The sequence below is a fragment of the Nostoc sp. genome (assembly GCF_036917155.1).
Classification (GTDB): Bacteria; Cyanobacteriota; Cyanobacteriia; order Cyanobacteriales; family Nostocaceae; genus Nostoc.
The window spans coordinates 1-18503 of sequence record NZ_JBALDZ010000039.1; the positions used below are offsets into that span (position 1 = coordinate 1).

Here is an 18503-nt window from a genome sequence, read left to right on the forward strand (position 1 = left end):
TGAGGGGGATGAGGGGGATGAGGGGGATGAGGGGGATGAGGGGGATGAGGGGGATGAGGGGGATGAGGGGGATGAGGGGGATGAGGGGGATGAGGAGGATGAGGAGGATGAGGGGGATGAGGAGGATGAGGGGGATGAGGAGGATGAGGGGGATGAAGATGGATAAGATATTGCTTCCTTATCTCCCCTATCTCCCCCATCTCCCCCATCTCCCCTATCTCCCCCATCTCCCCTATCTCCCCCATCTCCCCTATCTCCCCTATCTCCCCCATCTCCCCATCCCCCCGTCTGCTTCAACGCCAAAAAACATTTGGCATAAGGGAGCTGTTCACCAAAAATTCTGAGGAAACATTGCACCCGTTGTTCTTTGTGGGGTGCTAGAGACTGAAGTACTTCCTCAACAACTGTAAAAATTAGTTGAGTGTCAACTATTACATCTGATGCGTGTTGCGTTAAAATCATTAGCTCGTCTTTATTGACGGCACACTTAACCTCGAAGACTTCAGCCGTTGAAACTTCTACAAGTAATTGTTCCTGCAAAGTTTTGGCCAAAAGCTGTAAATCTTCCTGCTGGACTGCTACTCTCATAGAGCTTTCCCGCTGAACTTCTATATTGTTTTGATTATTTTTAAGGGGATGGAACGAACTTTCTCGGTTTGTTGAATGCAAATGCACAGTTTAACCAACTACAGCCTGAAAATCTGAACGACCAACTTTCTAACACAAATTCTGACTTTTCACCAAAAATTAAAAAAGCAGTTATTGTTCGCGGCGCTACATTTTCGGGTTCATAGATGAAAAATTAAATAATCTGTCTTCAGATATAAATTACAAATAAAAAATGGGAATAATAGAGTGTTTGAGTATTTTCACTGCATTATTTCGCGACAATTAAATTCATAGGAGCTAGTGTCCTACAAAATTCTAGTTGCAGAGCAGTTGTTACCAAATTATCCAAAGGTTAAGAAAACGATGCTATGTCAGAGGGTTTTGACAGAAATGCTAGTTATCTTCTATGCTGGGAAGCTTGCTGAGGATATTAATTATGTGTTGTAAACGGGTTGGCTATCGAAATTAATGTGCCTCATTTGGTGAATTCGATAAAATTGACCCGTGAAAAATAAATTTTTATAGCTGCCAAAAGCTTCATTCTGCAATAAAGGTGCTGCAAAATATTAAGACAGCAATCAGCAAAAGCTTGGAAAGTGTCAATACAAGGTGTATCAATGGATTTATTAGAGTACCAAGTTAAAGAATGGTTTGGGAAGATAGGCATTCCGGTATTGCCTTCCCAGCGAATTGACCATCCTACAGATTTAAAACGTTTAAAAATTCGCTTTCCAATTGTACTGAAATCTCAAGTACACGGAGCAGAACGAGCAAAAGCTGGTGGAGTCAGGTTTGCTCAAACGACTATCGATGCGATCGCAGCTGCTCAAAATATCTTTAGTTTACCAATATGGGGCGAATTGCCAGAAGTTGTGCTGGCAGAATCCCAATACGACGCTAACCAGGAATTTTATCTAGCGGTGGTTTTAGATACTGCTGTCTGCCGACCGGTACTTTTAGGTTGCAAAGAAGCGGACATCGATTGGGAATCCGCTGGCGAAAAAATGCACCATGTTGTTGTAGAACAAGAATTCTCGCCATTTTATGCCCGACGACTAGCTTTGAAAATGGGTTTGCAAGGAACGCTGATGCAGTCGGTAAGCAACGTTGTGGAGAAGATGTACCACTTATTTGTGCAAAAAGACCTGGATTTAGTTGAAATCAATCCCTTGGCAGTCAGTGCTACTAGTCAAGTTATGGCTCTTAATGGTAAAGTCAGGGTCAACGAACGGGCGATCAAGCGTCATCCCGATCTTGCCGAGATGGCGGCAAAAATTATCAGCCGTCATACCAGTACTGAAATCAACGGTATTTTAGGCGACTGGGATGGTGTAGCAATGCATGGAAAAATCGGTATTTTAGGTAATGGTACTGGTTCGGTGATGGCAACTTTGGATTTAGTCGCTAATGCTGGTGGTAATCCGGGTGTTTGTTTGAATCTACGTCATGCTTTCCTTACAGATACTACACCAACCACCTTCCGCGATCGCCTAGAAATGGGTCTGAAAATGCTGGAGGCTGATAAAAGTATTCAAGTAATATTAATTAACTTTCTAGGTAGCATTCCTCAAATTGAGGAAGTAATTGAAGTGATAGCCAGAGTTGTGCAGCCAGATAATAGCGAACTTCAATCACAAATTATACGTTCTAATGGTAATAAAGTGCGGCGAGAGCTTAATTTTCCATCTTTAGTTGTCCGCCTTGCTGGTTCTGAATTTAGTACTGCAAGAAAATATTTGACAACACTAAAAACCCACAGCGACGCGCTTCTCGTGGTAGAAAATTTAGATGAGGCAGTGGATGCAGCAGTTCGTCTTGCTAAACCAACGGTTAATAAAAAGTAGTGAGCAATAAGTAGATGGGTGTCAATATTTGTCGTTGGGATAAGGCAGGGGGCAGGAGGCAAGAGGCAGGAGTTATTTCTCCTTCATCTCCATCACTCACTACTCAGCACTCACTACTCAGCACTTTCATGTCCCTTTCTTCAAGCCCAGTAGTTCAACTCACTGGCTTGGCAAATCTAAGGTAATTTATTATGAACTTAACGCCAGAAAGTAAAGTCTTAATTCAAGGCTTTTGTGAATTTATATCAAGCACCTATGTTGCTCAAATGAAAGCTTATGGGACGAATTTGGTAGCTGGTGTCAATGCTGGATGCGGCGGACAAGAACTGCATGGACTGCCAGTATTTGATTTAGTAGAGGAGGTAATAGAAAAATTTGGGGCAATTGATACGACAATCATTTGTGTAGATCCTTATGACGTACTAGATGCGGCATTAGAAGCGATCGCATCTAAGATTCGCCAGATTATTATTATCACTGCTGGTGTGCCGCCTTTGGATATGGTGCAATTACTCCGCAAAGCCGAAGCCTGTGAGACTTTGGTAATTGGACCAAATAGTCCGGGGATCATTGTACCGGGAAAAATTCTCTTAGGAACTCAACCCAGCGAATTTTATACCCCTGGGACAGTGGGGATCGTTAGTCGTAGCAGCACCCTCACCTACGAAATCGCCTACGAATTAACAAAAGCAGGTTTGGGGCAGTCGATTAGTGTCAGTATTGGTAGTGATGCGATCGTTGGTTCCTCGTTTCTGCAATGGCTGCAAATTCTTGATGAGGATGAAACCACAGAGGCGATCGTTTTAGTCGGTCAACCTGGTGGTGGTAGTGAAGAAGCAGCAGCCCGATACATTGCTGAGGCAATTGATAAACCAGTAATTGCCTACATTGCAGGTAGACTTGCACCACCAGGAAAAAGTTGGCGTCAAACCGGGACTTTAGCAACGGTTATCGGACGCGATCCCAATTTTGGCACAGCCCAAAGTAAATTAGCTGCTTTAAAAGAAGCAGAAGTTACAGTAGCCGAACGCCCTTCTCAGATTCCAGAATTATTGCGAAAGGAAATTAACTAATTACTAATTCGTATTTTGTAGTTAAGAATTCAATTACGAATTACGAATTATTTAGTCTTGGGAACGATTTTGAGGGAATAGGTAGGCGATCGCAGCGTAACCCGAAAGGCTGAGTAAACTAACCAAAAAAGCGGCCAGAACAAAAGTAGACATAATGTTATACTCTATGCAATTCCAAAATTTTGGTGTCCATCAACAAACAAAAATTTGGGATACTTTCAAATTAGCAATTGGGTATGACACAGCCATGACTACCTTGTGTCAATCCCTCAAACTCAAAGTTTTTTAGCTCAACTCAAGCCAAAGGCAGAAAAAACCGAAACGTACTGCCAACTCCCAATTCGCTTTCTACCTGAATCTTACCACCTTGTAGTTCAATTAAACGGTGGGAAATAGTTAAACCAATACCAGTACCTCCCGAATGGCGATCGCGCGATTGGTCGGCTCGCCAGAAGCGCTCAAACACATGGGGCAGATTTTCTGGAGCGATACCAATGCCCGTATCTATCACCGCAATCCAGAGTTGAGATGCTTCAGTCCCAACATCAATGGTAATTGAACCTTCGTTAGTGTAATATACTGCATTACCTAGCAGATTAACCAACACCTGTTCTGTCCGGTCAATATCTGCCAATACAGGAGGTATCACAGATGGACACTTTAAGAGCAGAACTGGCCCATCTTCCAATAGTTGGTCGGTAAATTTCTCCATTAATGACTCTAACAACGGACGCAAATTTACCCGTTGGATATTAATTGGCAGATAACCGGCTTCTGCCTTAGATAGTTCTTGTAAATCGTTCACCAATCGCTCTAAGCGCCTAGTTTCTTTAGCTAAACGCCGATAGATTTCAGGAGACGCTTCAATTTCTCCATCAGCCAGTTCTTCCAAGTAACCGCGCACCACTGTTAACGGTGTTCGTAGTTCATGGGTCATATCTCCAATTACTTCTCGCCGTCGCGCTTCTACCCCTTCTAAACTGGCTGCCATTCGGTTGAAACTAGCACTCAGTCCACTGAGTTCTGGAATATCAGATACAGGTAGTCGTGCATCCATCTGACCAGCAGCAAATTTTTGGGTGATTTGTTCCATCTCGGTTAACCGCTGCATAATCCGTCTGGACACCCAGTAACTCAATCCTCCGGCGGCGGTAGTGCCGACTAAAACTGACCAAAGAGTGCTTCGCTGCCAAGCAAGTTCAAATCCTGTAACCAATTCAGTACGGACATCGATTAAGTCTAACCCCTCCTTTTCTAATCCTTCCAAATGCAGTACAAACAAGCGTGGGGAAGAGATTTTGCTGATGCTTACCAGACTAGCTACCCCCACGATCATCACTACTAAGTGGGAGAAAAATAGGCGCCCTCTCAGCCCCATCTTCATAATATTTACCCCACCAAAGGATCTTCAAATTTATAGCCAACCCCAACAACAGTTTTAATAAAAGTAGGATTTGCCGGATCGGGTTCAATCTTTTTTCGCAACCGAGCTACATGAGTATCTACCACTCGTTCATCGCCAAAAAAGTTATCTCCCCAAAGTTTATCAATTAGTTGAGTGCGGTTCCAAACTCGACCAGGATTGCTGACAAAGGTGGTAAGCAAGTTAAATTCTAGGGTAGTTAAGTCCAAAATTTCAACTTCTTTGGAATTCATTTGGCGATTGGCAGTGCGCTGGTCTACATCGACGATAAAGTGTTGGGTACGATTAACTTGATGTTGTCCCCCTTGGCGGAGGCTACGCCGTAATAGTGCCCGCACCCTAGCTACCAACTCTCTGGGGCTAAAGGGTTTAACCATATAATCATCAGCACCAGTGGATAGACCAATGACGCGATCGATTTCCTCTCCCTTGGCAGTGAGCATCAAAATGTAAGGATCTTTTGCACCTGGTTTCTGGCGAATTCGGGCACAAACTTCTAACCCATCCAAACCAGGAATCATTAAATCTAGAATGATTAAATCCGGTGGTTGATCCTGAAACATCCGCAAAGCATTCATCCCATCGCGGCTAGTGCGACAAAAAAAACCTTCTTTTTCTAAAGAGATTTCGATTAAATGAGCTATTTCTGGTTCATCTTCAACTATTAAAATATCCATTTAAATATAAGGTTGAGCAAAATTGAACTGGGGATTGGGGAAGGTGGGCCCCCTCTGGGGATAAGGGGTAATGGGGATTGGGAGGGTATGAATAGGGATTTAAACCCCACCCAATCTGATAAACCTTCTACAAGTTTGCAATAGCTGAGTAGAGATTTCGATAGATTTGAAATCGGGTTTTAAAGGTTTGAATTTGATGGCGTGCGATAACTATAGCCAAGATTAGAATCTTTTTGAATGTGTGCTTTAATACTATCGAGGTCAATGAAGCAGTCAGCAACATCAATCAAACTTTCACTGGTCGTTGTTTGCAGACTGACCACTTCCACCCGAACCCCCATTCTGCTGACAGCGTTCACTGCATAAGCTAAATCTCCATCCCCACTAACTAAAACCGCTGTATCATAGTAAGGGGCTAAAGTTATCATATCTACAGCAATTTCTACGTTCAAATTTGATTTTTTGAAATTCTCTGCTGTTAAAACAAGCTCTTTTGCCACTACACGATAGCCATTACGACGCATCCACAATAAAAAACCCTGTTGCTTTTCATTGCTGAGATCAACTCCAGTATAGAAGAAAGCACGCAACAGTCTTGAACCGTTGGTTAAATGACAAAGTAATTTAACATAGTCAATTTCTATACCCAGTTGTAAAGCTGTATGAAATAGGTTTAAGCCATCAATAAAAATAGCAACTCGACCACGATTCAAGCTATTGAAAATCGAACTATCGGGTGCAGTATCTTGTATCTTCTTGATATCTTTACCTTTGACAGCAGTATCACTCAAATTTTGCCCTTGCCAATGGGGTTTAGCTTTAAGTATTTTAGGTTCCTTAAATTCACTTTTTTGTTTGCTAAAATTAGTTATAATCATTGATACCTCTGATTTTAAAGTTGGAAAAAGTTTTGGGTAAATTGTCTATAGTATAGTCTGTGCTGATTTATGAACCTAGCAGGTAATGGTCTTAAGTCACTACATACAGATAAACTTAACTGGCGCTCAAGCTTCGTTCAAAGTAGACAGCCCAAGAGGTTGTAATTTTTCCTAGTGGTTGGTTTAACGAGATATTGCGCCTCTGTCCACAGATATGTTAATCTTTACCCACCAAGACAGCAAGAGTTTGGAGAAAATAAATCCTTTTGTCAGGATAGGGGCAAGAATCCGCAAACGTCATCTATCTATTTTTATTTTACCCCTGTATTTTAATAACCTGACAGTCAGGAAGTTGAGATTTACCGCAGGCTAAGGACGATCAAATACTGATAGAGTTAGAAGCACTAATAATGTAATTTGCGATGCCTGCGGCGGGCTACGCCAACGCACCTCAAAACATAGGTTGTACTAAGTATTTAGGTAATATTTAATTTAATCAGCACTGACGAAAATACTAGTACAACACGGCGTAAATAAATCACCCATTTAAAATAGCCAGAAAGCTTACAAAATAAGCATTCTTTCTTTTTATTTTTGCCTTTTTACTTTTGCCTTCTTGTACTAGATTCCCGACTTCTTGAAAGAAGTCGGGAATCTGGATCTTAGCTTTTAGCTAACTTGTTATTAGATGTGTAGTAAACTTTACTACCAGTATCAGGGACAAAATGGCAGCTGATGCATGAATTCCATACTGACTTCCAAATTGGTTCTTCTGATTTGTGGAAATACTCACCCATTACTGGTTTTATTGCCTCAGTTGCCTTCAACAAATTGTAGTGAGGGATGTTAAGGAATATATGGTGAGCAACATGAGTACCGATATCGTGATGGATATGATTAACCAAACCATAATCACGGTCAATACTAGAAATTGCACCTTTTAAAAAAGTCCAATCTTCTCCACGATACCAGGGAAGTTCTGGCTCAGTATGGTGCAAGAATGTTACCAAATCTAGCCAAATGATGAACACAAGGTAGGGCACAGCATAATATTTTAGCAACCACATCCAACCCCATTGGTAGGTGAGGAAACCGAGCAAACCTACCATACCAATTAAAAGTACAGTGCTAGTGATGACATCCCATTTTTCTGATGGCTTGAAAAGCGAGCTGCTAGGCAAAAAGTGCGAGCCTTCTTTATTAGGAGAACGCTTAAACAGATACACAGGATAAGCCAATAGAAAAACATAATATCTGCCGATCTTTTGGGCTAAAGGCATTTCCTTATATTGTGATTCTGTCACAGGATACCAGCTTTCATCATTATCGATATTGCCAGTATTTTTGTGATGAGTTCTATGGCTGATCCGCCAACCATGATAAGGAACAAGTATTGGTGTGTGAGAAAGATGTCCAATCAAATCATTGAGCCATTTGTGCTTAGAAAAAGATTGGTGTCCGCAGTCGTGTCCGACTACAAACAAAGCCCAAAACATCGTTCCTTGCATTAGCCAGAAAATCGGGAAGAAAAGCCAAGAATCCAGGTAATAAGCAACTGCATAAAGCAGACAGATAATCAGGATGTCACGAAAGAAGTAAAAAAGTGATTTTGTCACATTGGGCTGAAAGCATTCAGCAGGAATTGCAGCTTTTAAATCTTGAAGAGTAAAAGGCAATTTAGCCGTATCCTCAGACGTTTCACCACCAAGAGGATTGTTGAACGTAATGATATTTGATTGCACTGGATTCTTTTGTTGGATATAAATCGGAACTAACAAGGCAAAAGTAAAAAGGTAAAAGGTAAAAGAAAGAAGACATGGTTTGAGAAAAACTAAATTTATTTAGCGAAATTATCTTTTTACTTTTTACTTTTTACTTTTTACTTTTCAACTCTAGGATGCCCACGAAACTAGTGATCGCTAACATAAAAGAGGATAATTTCTGGCAGATTATCTAAAAGCTTAGTCAGTAAAAAATCGCCAGAGTCTATTTAAACACAGCATGATAAACGCTCTCGTTGGTTCAAGAGCGTGAGTGTAATTACAGTGCTATTTATTGCTCTGTATAATGTTCGTCGAAAGTTTTATAGCCAACATCAGTTGTGTACAGTTGACATTGGTCTGTAATCTGCTTCATTAAAGACCAAGAAAACTGACACTCATCATGCAGATGAGGCTCCCAATTTTCTTTGATGCTGCTGTAAGCTAGCCGCAAATTATAAGAAGGAATCGCAGTGGAAATATGATGAGGGACATGAACATTGATATCATGGCACAGAATTTCTACCCAACGCGGATAATCGCAATGAATAGTTCCAGATAACTGTGCTAGAGCTTCGTTCCACTTGTTTGCGGTCGCAAAAGGAACATCTGCGGCAGTATGATGAACAATAGTAAAAGTACTCATCCAGAAATGGTAAATCATCCAGGGTACTAGCCAAAACTTGACAAATCCCCAGATGCCAGTTGTGGCGATGAGAAGCGGGAAAGCGATCGCAGCAAACACAACTACTACAGCCACAGAAAGCTTGATACTTGATTGGTCTTTAGTTTTGAAGTTCCGCCAATCAAAATGCACCACAGCCCAATGTCCAATGGAACCTACCCACCAGAAGCGTTTACGCATGAACAGTTCAAAAGCAGACTGTCGGGTTGTATCCCAATTTTCAAACACTTCTGGTCTAATTGGATGCCAAGCGTTATCCTCATCCAGCTTGTTGGTATGAGTATGGTGATAATTATGCTTAATGCGCCAACTATGAAAGGGGTAAATTAACGGCATCATGAAGAAATGCCCTACCAAATCATTTACCCAACGACGTTTGGCAAAAGACCTGTGTCCACAATCATGGCCAATTACAAAAAATCCTGTTAAAGCAGTACCCGTAAAAATCCAAGCTAGGGGTAAAAGAAACCAAGGAGTGATGACTAGGCTGTAATAGCCCAAGGCGACTGCCAAGACACTCAGCAGTACTTGTATCCACGCTTTGCGACGGTTCTGCTGAAAACATTCCCGTGGCAGGGTTTTGACAATATCTTTGAGCCTAAAGTCGGAATTACCAGGCTCGTCACTTAGTTTCTGGCTGTTAATTATTGATGTAGTCATGGACACCTGAAAAACAACAAACTCCTCCACCAAGTCACCAAAAAGCAACTTGCCGCAAAAACTCTTCACATTAGCGCTTCGGATTATAGCAACCTAACAGACACAAGCGCACCCGTAAATAGACTTTTGAAAAGTTAGGAGTTAGAAGTGGTGAGTGAGGAGTTAGGAGTGAGGAGTTAGGAGTTTAGATTCTTAACTCACGCCTGATGTGAATTAGAAACGCTCCTTGACCCACAAGGATTTCTGGGTCTACCAAAAATCATGGTTTAAGAAAAATCAACAGCAAAATAAAAATTCCAACGCCTGATTCCCATTGAACGTAACTCCAAACTCCAAACTCCTAACTCCTAACTCCAAACTCCAAACTCCTAACTCCAAACTCCAAACTCCTAACTCCTAACTCCTAACTCCAAACTCCAAACTCCTAACTCCAAACTCCAAACTCCTAACTCCTAACTCCTAACTCCAAACTCCTAACTCCTAACTCCTAACTCCTAACTCCAAACTCCTAACTCCAAACTCCTAACTCCTAACTCCAAACTCCTAACTCCTAACTCCTAACTAACTTTCGTTGGGGCCAACTTCACATTAGTAGCCAGACCAACTGCTTGTAGCAATTGAACTGTCATCCAGGTTAAATCGATTTCCCACCATTCCAGTCCGTGACGAGCTGAGTATTGAAAGGCATGATGGTTATTATGCCAGCCTTCACCGAAAACTAGTACAGCTACCCACCAGCAATTAGTCGAGCGATCGCCAGAATCATAGCTCTGATAGCCAAATTTATGAGTAGCGCTGTTTACCAACCAAGTGCAGTGGTAAACCCAAACAATCCGAACAAAAATTCCCCAAATCACAAAGGGCCAGCCACCCAGAAGCAAAAGCAGTACACCCAGAGCAACCTGGATCAAAATGAAATATTTTTCTAAAAACTGATAAACTGGGTCTTCGGCAATGTCTTTGGTGAATCGAGGAACATCAGCGTGAGCGGGACAATAGTGAATCAGCCAATCCATGTGGCTCCACCAGAAGCCTTTATTAGAATCATGGGGATCAGCGTCAGTATCAGAGTATAAATGATGGATACGATGTGTCCCGACCCACTCAATTGGGCCTCCTTGACATGAAAGTGTGCCGAAGAAAACCAAGAGATATTCTAGCCACTTGGGAGTTTGAAAACTGCGGTGGGTGACAAGGCGGTGAAATCCTAGAGTAACTCCTAAGCCACCTGTTACCCAGTACAGCAAGAAACCCACACCAACTGCCGTCCAGCTAAAGTTACCAGGAACAAAGGCAAATAAAGCGCCGATGTGCAGTCCAATGAAAAACAGGGTATTAACCCAGTTAATTTGAGGTTTGGTTGAAGTAGCAATTGTCATGCAGTAACCTGAATTTTAATTTTTCCTGCCGAAGAACAGCGCGATCTGAAAATCCGCATATCTATAATTTTTTTGAACCGAGGAACTGATGAACAGCTTAGAACAGCTGCGGCAAGCAGAACATGCACTGTTAGAAATTTTTTCTGGAATTGACACTCAGGTCAAGCATAATCTAAAACGAGTGCTGGATGCTTTTCGTAATCACCGTGTGGGCGCACACCACTTTGCTGGTGTAAGTGGCTATGGTCATGATGATTTAGGACGAGAAACTTTAGATAAAGTTTTTGCCGAAGTTATGGGTGCTGAAGCTGCGACGGTGCGAGTGCAGTTTGTTTCGGGAACTCATGCGATCGCTTGTGCTTTGTTTGGTGTCCTCCGTCCTGGGGATGAAATGTTAGCGGTGGTTGGTTCTCCCTACGATACGCTTGAAGAAGTCATTGGTTTACGGGGTCAAGGTCAAGGTTCCCTGATCGAGTTTGGCATAAATTACCGCCAATTGGAGCTAACCCCCGCAGGAACTATAGATTGGCAAGCAATAAGAACTAGTGTGGCTGAAAACACTCGTTTAGTGTTAATTCAGCGTTCTTGTGGCTATTCTTGGCGTCCTAGTTTATCAATTGCCGATATTGAAAAAATCGTCCATTTAGTCAAAGAGCAAAACCCGAACACCGTTTGCTTTGTAGATAACTGCTACGGCGAATTTATTGAAACTAAGGAACCCACAGCCGTAGGTGCCGATTTAATGGCGGGGTCATTGATTAAAAATCCTGGTGGCACTATTGTCAGTGCTGGCGGTTATGTCGCTGGTCGCGCTGACTTAGTGGAAGCATCCGCCTGTCGTCTCACTGCTCCCGGTATCGGTAGTTACGGCGGTGCTACTTTTGACCAAAATCGCCTGCTGTTCCAAGGCTTATTTCTCGCGCCGCAGATGGTGGGAGAGGCGATGAAAGGGACTTATCTAACTGGTTATGTATTTGATCAACTCGGTTATCCAGTAAATCCCGCACCTCTAGCTCCCCGTGGGGATGTAATTCAGGCAATTAAACTCGGTTCTGCCGAAAAGCTAATTGCTTTCTGTAAAGCCATACAACAGCATTCTCCGATTGGTTCCTACTTAGACCCTGTTCCAGATGATATGCCGGGGTATGAGAGCCAGGTGGTGATGGCTGGGGGGACGTTTATTGAAGGGAGTACTTTGGAATTATCGGCAGATGGGCCAATGCGATCGCCCTATGTGGTTTATTGCCAGGGGGGGACTCATTGGAGTCATGTAGCGATCGCCCTGGAAGCTGCGATCGATGCAGTTGGCAATTGTCATTGAACGGAAAAAAGTTGTGACTGAGATTAGAGGCTTGAGAACTGAAAGTCAATGTATTTTAAAACATTTGTTCGATAGACAGGAGAAGGGCAAGTAATGAGCGATCGCCATACCACGACTGCTGCAAGTCTCAATGTCTACATCCAAGGTCAAGGATTCCCAATTTTAGCCTTACATGGTCATCCTGGTACTGGTCGTAGTCTTTCTGTCTTTACCAATCATTTATCAAAACGCTACAAAACTTTTGCTCCTGATTTACGTGGATATGGCAAAAGTCGCTACAACAGCAATTTTGAGATGAATGACCATTTGACTGATTTAGAAGCGCTGCTAGACCGCTTAGAGATTGAAAAGTGCCTAGTATTGGGATGGTCACTTGGGGGCATTCTGGCAATGGAGTTGGCATTACGTTTGCCAGAGCGCATTACTGGGCTAATTTTGGTGGCGACAGCCGCAAAACCCCGTGGTAGTCATCCGAGCATTACTTGGCAGGATAATTTATATACTGGCGTTGCTGCCTTGTTGAACTATATAAAACCGAGTTGGCAATGGAATATTGAAACTTTTGGCAAGCGATCGCTTTTTCGCTATCTAATCCAACAACATACATCTACCAGTTACAATTACATCGCCAAGGAAGCAGTACCGGCTTATTTGCAAACCTCCCCTGCTGCGACTCGTGCCCTCTATAGTGCAATTCAATCGGGATACAACCGACTTCCAGATTTGCAACTAATTCAATGTCCTACTTTAGTACTTGCTGGTGAACAAGACCGCCACATAACATCTGATTCCAGCTTACAAACTGCTCAAAACCTCAAAAATTCTCAGTGGCAGTGCTATCCCAACACCGCCCATCTTTTCCCGTGGGAAGTCCCCCAACTAGTGCTGAATGACATTGATCGTTGGCTAGAAGAACATCCGCAGGTAATTAATAGCCAATAGTTTAATGGGCAAAAAATTTTGACGTACCTATTTTAGATTTGAGATTTTAGATGATTTCGGTTCATGCCCCGCCCGAAGTCAAGCGGAACAAATCCAAAATTGTCAATCTCAAATCACCAAGCCCTGTACCCTTGTGGTCAGGGTCAATCCCAAATTGCAAATCTAAAATCCAAAATTGTTTGACTATTGACGAAGAAAAAACAGAGAGAGAAGATATGGTGACGCAATGAGTAAAAAGACGCGGTAATGCCGTAAAAGAATTATCTGTGTCTTTGCGTCTCCACACTGCCCCATCCTGTTCATTCTTTGGCCTAACTTAAATTTGACCGCCAAAGGCAGGCTGTACTTTGCGGTCAAATCTTTCCCCCAAGTCGTCAGCGATCGTTAAGGTATTAGGTTTGCAACGCTTGACACTCACAACAATTCCCGTAGCTCCTTCAAGCTCCAAATCTTCTATGTATCCTTTGCTTGCTAATGTTGCATCGGAAGAACTCAGAAATGGGCCGAAGTAGTACGTGCAGCGGGGATTCTGCGTCACAATCTCTACCCACCAAGCCAAGCCGAGGTTCTCAAATGTGTTAATTAACACTTCCTTGAGGTTATGCCAAATGGTTTTCATGGTTTTCGTCGATTTATAAACGTGCTACAGGGTGTGAAACGATATGCTACTTTATTATCTTTTACATTTCTTTATACTCTGTTACGTTATTTTTTAAAAGAGATTTTGTGCAATTTATCTAAGTGCAGCGTATTTAGCGATCGCTGACGATAAATCTCATAAAGTGCCATACCCGCTGCTACCGAAGCGTTGAGGCTGGGAGTCTTACCCTGTAGAGGAATTGATACTAAAAAATCACAGGAGCGTTGAGTCAACATACCCAGACCTTCACCTTCTGAGCCAATTACCAAAACGATTGGGCCGGTGAAATTGACTGTATGCAGAGGTTCGCTGCCACTTGCAGCAGTGCCGTAAATCCAAAAGCCAGCTTCTTTTAATTCTTCTAAAGAGCGGCTGAGATTGACAACTCTAGCTACAGCAAAATTTTCTAAAGCGCCTGCTGCCACTTTCATCACAGTAGAAGTGATCCCAGATGCCCTTCTTTGGGGAATCACCAATCCTTGAGCGCCGATTGCTTCAGCGGTGCGAATAATTGCTCCCAAGTTGTGGGGATCGGTAATTCCGTCAGCCACGACAATTACGGCATCGGTTACAGATTTGCACTGTTCAATTAAATCGGGCAATTCGGTGTAGGCATAGGGAGCGATTTGTGCTGCCACACCTTGGTGATTAGCGCCGTTGGTGAGATAGTCTAAGCGCTTGGGTTCAACCTCATCAATAACTGTGCCATTTTCCTTTGCTTGCAAGAGAAAATGGTGAAAGCTGGGATCGTAGCGCAGACGGGTAGTAATCCAGAGACGGTTGAGATTGCGCTGATTTTGCAATGCACTCAATACTGGGTGACGACCGTAGATGAGATCGCTATCTTCTTCTATCGGTTGTGTAGATGTAGATGGCTGGGAGAAGTTATTATTTCGTTGTCGGGAGTTCCCATAGCTGGGGTTGCTATCTATTTTCCTGGGATTGCGAGTCGGATTCGCAACAGAAATGGGATTGCCATCTACTTTTCTGGGATTGCGAGTCGGATTCGCCACAGAAATGGGATTGCCATCTACTTTTCTGGGATTGCGAGTCGGATTCGCCACAGAAATTGGGTTGCTATCTATTTTCCTGGGATTGCGAGTTGGATTCGCCACAGAAATTGGGTTGCTATCTATTTTCCTGGGATTGCGAGTCGGATTCGTAACAACACGCTTACCTTTAATTTTTACGGGTTGCCCACGATTGGGTTCGCTAGAAGTCCTGATTTTTCTCGGTTTATTCTGCATTTTAGTTATGGATATAGCGTATGGTTGATCGTTCCGATTGTCTCAATTTCTTGAACCTAATCTAGTGTTACGGCAACTGTGAAATTGAGTTTTCACTCTTTTTCTATATGAAGTATTTGCAATAGTTCGGTTAGACGCTGGTAATCGGTGAGATATAAGTAGCCAATTAAGGTTTCTAGACTAGTAGCCTGTTGATAAATTTCGGGATTAAGTCGCTTAGGGCGTCCTGTTGCGGCGTTTCTACCCCGTCGGACAATTTCTAATTCGGTATCCCTGAGATGAGGAATCAGCGATCGCAAATGTAGCGCTTGTGTTTCCGCTCTTACCTGCTCCACTACCAGACTATGGTAAATCCCTGACCGCTGCAATGGCAGCAGATAGAAAATTCTAACATACAATTCATAGATTGCATCCCCTAAATACGCTAAAGCAGTAGGAGAAATTTGTTGCACTTGTGAAAGGGAAATCTGTTGGAATGGCGCTGTGGTTGCCAAGAGTGCTTGATCCCAAGATAAACTCTGTTTGGGAGTTTTATCTTGTCCATCTAATAGCTCTTCCTCCTGTGACTTCACAAATAAATCATTCCTTGACTGGCTCTATTTGGCAGGCATTCTTCGCAAAGATTGATTTTTCTGAAGTATGCCATGATAGTATACTTAGCATAATCAATACTATCAAAATTACTTCCTAATTTCATCTTTTTGATTGAGAGTTGGCATTTTAAATCACCCTGATGTCAACATCTGTAAACCAAATTTCGCCTACTTATTGTGGTCTGTGCCGAAGATACGGTAAAATCTGAACATCAAATTTACGCTTTGGCTCGATCGCATTTTCGTGCTTACTTAGTAACTGACAATTTTTAACTATACAGGATCAAGTCTACTTATCGACAAACATGCTGGCTTGATGTTTCTTACAAATTTCTCAGATTTGATTATTCATCAGATATTATAGCCAGGGATTACATACTCAAGAACTGGGTGTTTATATCTTTAAGTTATTGCTTAACTTTAAATATAGTAGCTCAACTGGCTTTATGCCTCTCCCACAAGGAGAGAGGTTTTTTGCCAGAAGTTTTAAAAATTAAGCTATCTGATATTGAATCTAGATAGCTAAATTGAACTCTCAGGTCTAGCAATCAAGACTACTTGACGTTTTCTAGAGCGTCTTCAACTGATTTTTGCAGGGAGAGAAACTTCTCTAGGCGAACAAGCTTGACCGTTTGAGTTACACGGGCATTCGTAACAATTTGCAAAGTGCCATCAGCAGTTTGAGCCTGCTTGGCTAGCTGCACCAGAGCGCCCAAGCCAGAGCTATCTACAAAGTCAATTTGTGAGAGATCCAAAATAATATGCTTAGGGCCCTCGTCAATCTTGCTGCCAAGTGTCTTGCGAAATGTCGGCTCAGAAAAAGCATCTAACAAACCTGTGAGGCGGAATAGCTGACAGTTATCCCGGACTTCACGAGTGCCCCTCAGGCTAACGGTTAGATTTAGTGGCTCAGCAATAATTCCCTCCTCATGAGTTAAAGTGAACGCTCAAGTATAGATGGTTTTTGAGCAAGTTGTCTACAATCTGTTGGAATAGGGCGTTGGGCATTGGGCATTGGAAAACTTTTCCCTAGTCCCCAATGCCCCATTTGCATTTTGCTATTTTTATTTAATCCCAAATGCGACAACTTGACTCTTGCTTTTTGCTCCAATTCAAAATTAAAAATGCTTAGTTCAAAAATAAATCTTTCATTTTGAATTTTGAATTTTTAATTTTGAATTCCCCGGAGGGGTTGACGTGCTGTTCGCATGGATTGAACAAATTGCTCAAACAAGTAATCAGCATCATGGGGGCCAGGACTGGCTTCTGGGTGATACTGTACGGAAAATACAGGTAGAGATTTGTGACGTACCCCGGCAATGGTGCGATCGTTTAAGTTCAGGTGGCTGATTTCCACAACTGCCGTAGGTAAAGAATCTGGATCAATTGCAAAACTATGGTTTTGGCTAGTAATTTCTACCCGTTGTTGTAAGCCGGCAGGCTGATTCAAACCACGATGACCAAATTTGAGTTTATAGGTTTCTGCGCCTAGTGCATGACCTAAAATTTGGTGTCCCATACAAATACCAAAAATTGGTTTTTGACTTAACAGGAGTGCTTTGGCAGTTGCAATCCCTTCGGTAACGGCAGCCGGATCGCCAGGGCCGTTAGAAAGAAACACACCATCTGGATTGTAGTTGAGGATTTCCTCTGGTGGTGTATCAGCAGGTACAACAATCACCTTACAACCGTAAGTTGCTAGGCGACGCAAGATATTACGTTTTATGCCAAAGTCGAGGGCAACAACGGTAAAGGCTTCCCCAAGATTTTCGGCAGCTTCAGAGTTGAATTCCCAAGCTGGAATTGTCGGATCTGCCCATTCATAAGCCGTTGGGGTGGTGACTTCACGAACCAGATTCAATCCTGCCATGTTGGGAGCCGCTATTACCTGCTCTAGCAATTCTGCCTCATCAAGAATGGTTGTAGAAATGCCACCGTTCATCGCTCCAAACATCCGAATTTTGCGGGTGAGGGCGCGGGTATCGATGCCGTAGATCCCCGGTACTTGGTTATGCTTGAGGTAGTCAGGTAAAGATTGTGTCGATCGCCAGTTACTTGGACGCTGACAAATATTTCGGGCGATCGCACCCCGCACTTGGGGCCCATCTGATTCTTCATCTTCAGGATTGACGCCAGTATTCCCCAATTCAGGATAGGTAAAAATAACTATCTGACCGCAGTAACTAGGGTCAGTCAGGACTTCTTGATAACCGGTCATGCCAGTGTTGAATACCACTTCTCCGATCGCGGTTCCCGTCGCACCGAAAGACCAACCGCGATAAGTGGTTCCATCTGCTAGGACAAGTAAAGCTGGGATTGCTGCGTCAGTCAGGGGCATAGTAGATTGGGGATTGGGGATTGGGGATTGGGTACTGGGGATTGGGTACTGGGGATTGGGTACTGGGGATTGGGGATTGGGGATTGGGTACTGGGGATTGGGGATTGGGGATTGGGGATTGGGGACTGGGGATTGGGGATTGGGTACTGGGGATTGGGGATTGGGTACTGGGGATTGGGGATTGGTATAGAGAGGTACAGGGCGGGGAAAACTCTACTCCCTTGCTCCCTACTCCTTTGCTTCTTCCCCAGTCTCTAATTCCCAGTCCCCAGTCCCCAGTCCCCAGTCCCCAGTCACCAGTCCCCAGTCCCCAGTCCCCAATACTGCGATTGTTAATTATCCCATAAGTTGAGTAATTGGGAGTTTTTAAGATAGTTAATTAAAATTAAAAGGGAATTAAATTAGCGGGAGTGGATTTGGCAAAGCTTGGGCAG

16 protein-coding genes and 1 pseudogene are annotated in these 18503 nt (G+C 43.0%); 5 read left to right on the forward strand and 12 right to left on the reverse strand.

Annotated elements, in window-relative coordinates; genetic code table 11:
- Positions 1 to 588, reverse strand: a pseudogene (locus V7K67_RS06530) (hypothetical protein); the annotation flags it as partial.
- A gap of 638 nt (positions 589 to 1226) precedes the next feature.
- On the opposite strand from V7K67_RS06530, the gene V7K67_RS06535 reads away from it, so the two are divergent.
- Together V7K67_RS06535 and V7K67_RS06540 are read left to right on the forward strand one after the other, a co-directional pair.
- The gene (locus V7K67_RS06535; protein ID WP_334732758.1) at positions 1227 to 2453 is read left to right on the forward strand and encodes a succinate--CoA ligase subunit beta; all 1227 of its coding nucleotides are present in this window, start codon (positions 1227 to 1229) and stop codon (positions 2451 to 2453) included.
- Between the two features lie 191 nt (positions 2454 to 2644).
- Positions 2645 to 3526 (forward strand): succinate--CoA ligase subunit alpha, encoded by an 882-nt coding sequence (locus V7K67_RS06540; RefSeq protein ID WP_334711726.1) that lies wholly within the window; start codon positions 2645 to 2647, stop codon positions 3524 to 3526.
- A 295-nt stretch (positions 3527 to 3821) separates the two neighbouring features.
- Here V7K67_RS06540 and V7K67_RS06545 read toward each other — a convergent pair whose 3' ends face one another.
- The 6 genes from V7K67_RS06545 to V7K67_RS06570 form a co-directional block, all read right to left on the reverse strand.
- Entirely contained in the window at positions 3822 to 4910 is a 1089-nt protein-coding gene (locus V7K67_RS06545) for a sensor histidine kinase (RefSeq protein ID WP_334711727.1), read from the reverse strand.
- Positions 4911 to 4915: 5 nt separating this feature from the next.
- Entirely contained in the window at positions 4916 to 5626 is a 711-nt protein-coding gene (locus V7K67_RS06550) for a response regulator transcription factor (protein ID WP_334711728.1), read from the reverse strand.
- A gap of 179 nt (positions 5627 to 5805) precedes the next feature.
- A complete protein-coding gene (locus V7K67_RS06555; protein ID WP_335165712.1) occupies positions 5806 to 6504 on the reverse strand; it encodes a LabA-like NYN domain-containing protein in 699 nt (232 codons plus the stop codon).
- A 662-nt stretch (positions 6505 to 7166) separates the two neighbouring features.
- Complete coding sequence (locus tag V7K67_RS06560; RefSeq protein ID WP_335165714.1) at positions 7167 to 8246, reverse strand: fatty acid desaturase; 1080 nt, start codon at positions 8244 to 8246, stop codon at positions 7167 to 7169.
- Positions 8247 to 8556: 310 nt separating this feature from the next.
- Positions 8557 to 9609 carry a fatty acid desaturase gene (locus V7K67_RS06565; RefSeq protein WP_334732759.1) on the reverse strand — a complete coding sequence of 351 codons (1053 nt, stop codon included), beginning with the start codon at positions 9607 to 9609 and terminating at the stop codon, positions 8557 to 8559.
- 557 nt (positions 9610 to 10166) lie between these two features.
- Positions 10167 to 10988, reverse strand: a complete 822-nt coding sequence (locus V7K67_RS06570; RefSeq protein WP_179067519.1) for an acyl-CoA desaturase — start codon at positions 10986 to 10988, stop codon at positions 10167 to 10169.
- A gap of 88 nt (positions 10989 to 11076) precedes the next feature.
- On the opposite strand from V7K67_RS06570, the gene V7K67_RS06575 reads away from it, so the two are divergent.
- The gene (locus V7K67_RS06575; RefSeq protein WP_334732760.1) at positions 11077 to 12309 is read left to right on the forward strand and encodes a methionine gamma-lyase family protein; all 1233 of its coding nucleotides are present in this window, start codon (positions 11077 to 11079) and stop codon (positions 12307 to 12309) included.
- A gap of 93 nt (positions 12310 to 12402) precedes the next feature.
- Positions 12403 to 13251, forward strand: coding sequence for an alpha/beta fold hydrolase (locus tag V7K67_RS06580; RefSeq protein WP_334732761.1), 849 nt, complete (start codon positions 12403 to 12405; stop codon positions 13249 to 13251).
- Positions 13252 to 13567: 316 nt separating this feature from the next.
- Here V7K67_RS06580 and V7K67_RS06585 read toward each other — a convergent pair whose 3' ends face one another.
- From V7K67_RS06585 to carA, 5 genes are all read right to left on the reverse strand, one after another.
- Positions 13568 to 13870, reverse strand: coding sequence for a DUF1816 domain-containing protein (locus V7K67_RS06585; protein ID WP_179067515.1), 303 nt, complete (start codon positions 13868 to 13870; stop codon positions 13568 to 13570).
- Between the two features lie 86 nt (positions 13871 to 13956).
- Positions 13957 to 15138: a 23S rRNA (guanosine(2251)-2'-O)-methyltransferase RlmB gene (gene rlmB / locus V7K67_RS06590; RefSeq protein WP_335165718.1), complete on the reverse strand. Its 1182-nt coding sequence runs from the start codon at positions 15136 to 15138 to the stop codon at positions 13957 to 13959.
- A gap of 92 nt (positions 15139 to 15230) precedes the next feature.
- A complete protein-coding gene (locus V7K67_RS06595; protein ID WP_292854009.1) occupies positions 15231 to 15710 on the reverse strand; it encodes a Mini-ribonuclease 3 in 480 nt (159 codons plus the stop codon).
- 575 nt (positions 15711 to 16285) lie between these two features.
- Positions 16286 to 16651: an STAS domain-containing protein gene (locus V7K67_RS06600; RefSeq protein ID WP_084227153.1), complete on the reverse strand. Its 366-nt coding sequence runs from the start codon at positions 16649 to 16651 to the stop codon at positions 16286 to 16288.
- Positions 16652 to 16899: 248 nt separating this feature from the next.
- A complete protein-coding gene (gene carA, locus V7K67_RS06605; RefSeq protein ID WP_334711736.1) occupies positions 16900 to 18069 on the reverse strand; it encodes a glutamine-hydrolyzing carbamoyl-phosphate synthase small subunit in 1170 nt (389 codons plus the stop codon).
- Between the two features lie 13 nt (positions 18070 to 18082).
- Between carA and V7K67_RS06610 the strand changes: the two genes are divergently transcribed.
- A complete protein-coding gene (locus tag V7K67_RS06610; protein WP_335165721.1) occupies positions 18083 to 18259 on the forward strand; it encodes a hypothetical protein in 177 nt (58 codons plus the stop codon).
- Positions 18260 to 18503 lie beyond the last annotated feature (244 nt).

What these genes read in the sequence shown, in the direction of transcription:
- V7K67_RS06535 (WP_334732758.1), top strand. Translation starts at nt 1,227, where the DNA reads ATGGATTTATTAGAGTACCAAGTTAAAGAATGGTTTGGGAAGATAGGC.
- V7K67_RS06540 (WP_334711726.1), top strand. Translation starts at nt 2,645, where the DNA reads ATGAACTTAACGCCAGAAAGTAAAGTCTTAATTCAAGGCTTTTGTGAA.
- V7K67_RS06545 (WP_334711727.1), bottom strand. Translation starts at nt 4,910, where the DNA reads ATGAAGATGGGGCTGAGAGGGCGCCTATTTTTCTCCCACTTAGTAGTG.
- V7K67_RS06550 (WP_334711728.1), bottom strand. Translation starts at nt 5,626, where the DNA reads ATGGATATTTTAATAGTTGAAGATGAACCAGAAATAGCTCATTTAATC.
- V7K67_RS06555 (WP_335165712.1), bottom strand. Translation starts at nt 6,504, where the DNA reads ATGATTATAACTAATTTTAGCAAACAAAAAAGTGAATTTAAGGAACCT.
- V7K67_RS06565 (WP_334732759.1), bottom strand. Translation starts at nt 9,609, where the DNA reads ATGACTACATCAATAATTAACAGCCAGAAACTAAGTGACGAGCCTGGT.
- V7K67_RS06570 (WP_179067519.1), bottom strand. Translation starts at nt 10,988, where the DNA reads ATGACAATTGCTACTTCAACCAAACCTCAAATTAACTGGGTTAATACC.
- V7K67_RS06575 (WP_334732760.1), top strand. Translation starts at nt 11,077, where the DNA reads ATGAACAGCTTAGAACAGCTGCGGCAAGCAGAACATGCACTGTTAGAA.
- V7K67_RS06580 (WP_334732761.1), top strand. Translation starts at nt 12,403, where the DNA reads ATGAGCGATCGCCATACCACGACTGCTGCAAGTCTCAATGTCTACATC.
- V7K67_RS06585 (WP_179067515.1), bottom strand. Translation starts at nt 13,870, where the DNA reads ATGAAAACCATTTGGCATAACCTCAAGGAAGTGTTAATTAACACATTT.
- rlmB (WP_335165718.1), bottom strand. Translation starts at nt 15,138, where the DNA reads ATGCAGAATAAACCGAGAAAAATCAGGACTTCTAGCGAACCCAATCGT.
- carA (WP_334711736.1), bottom strand. Translation starts at nt 18,069, where the DNA reads ATGCCCCTGACTGACGCAGCAATCCCAGCTTTACTTGTCCTAGCAGAT.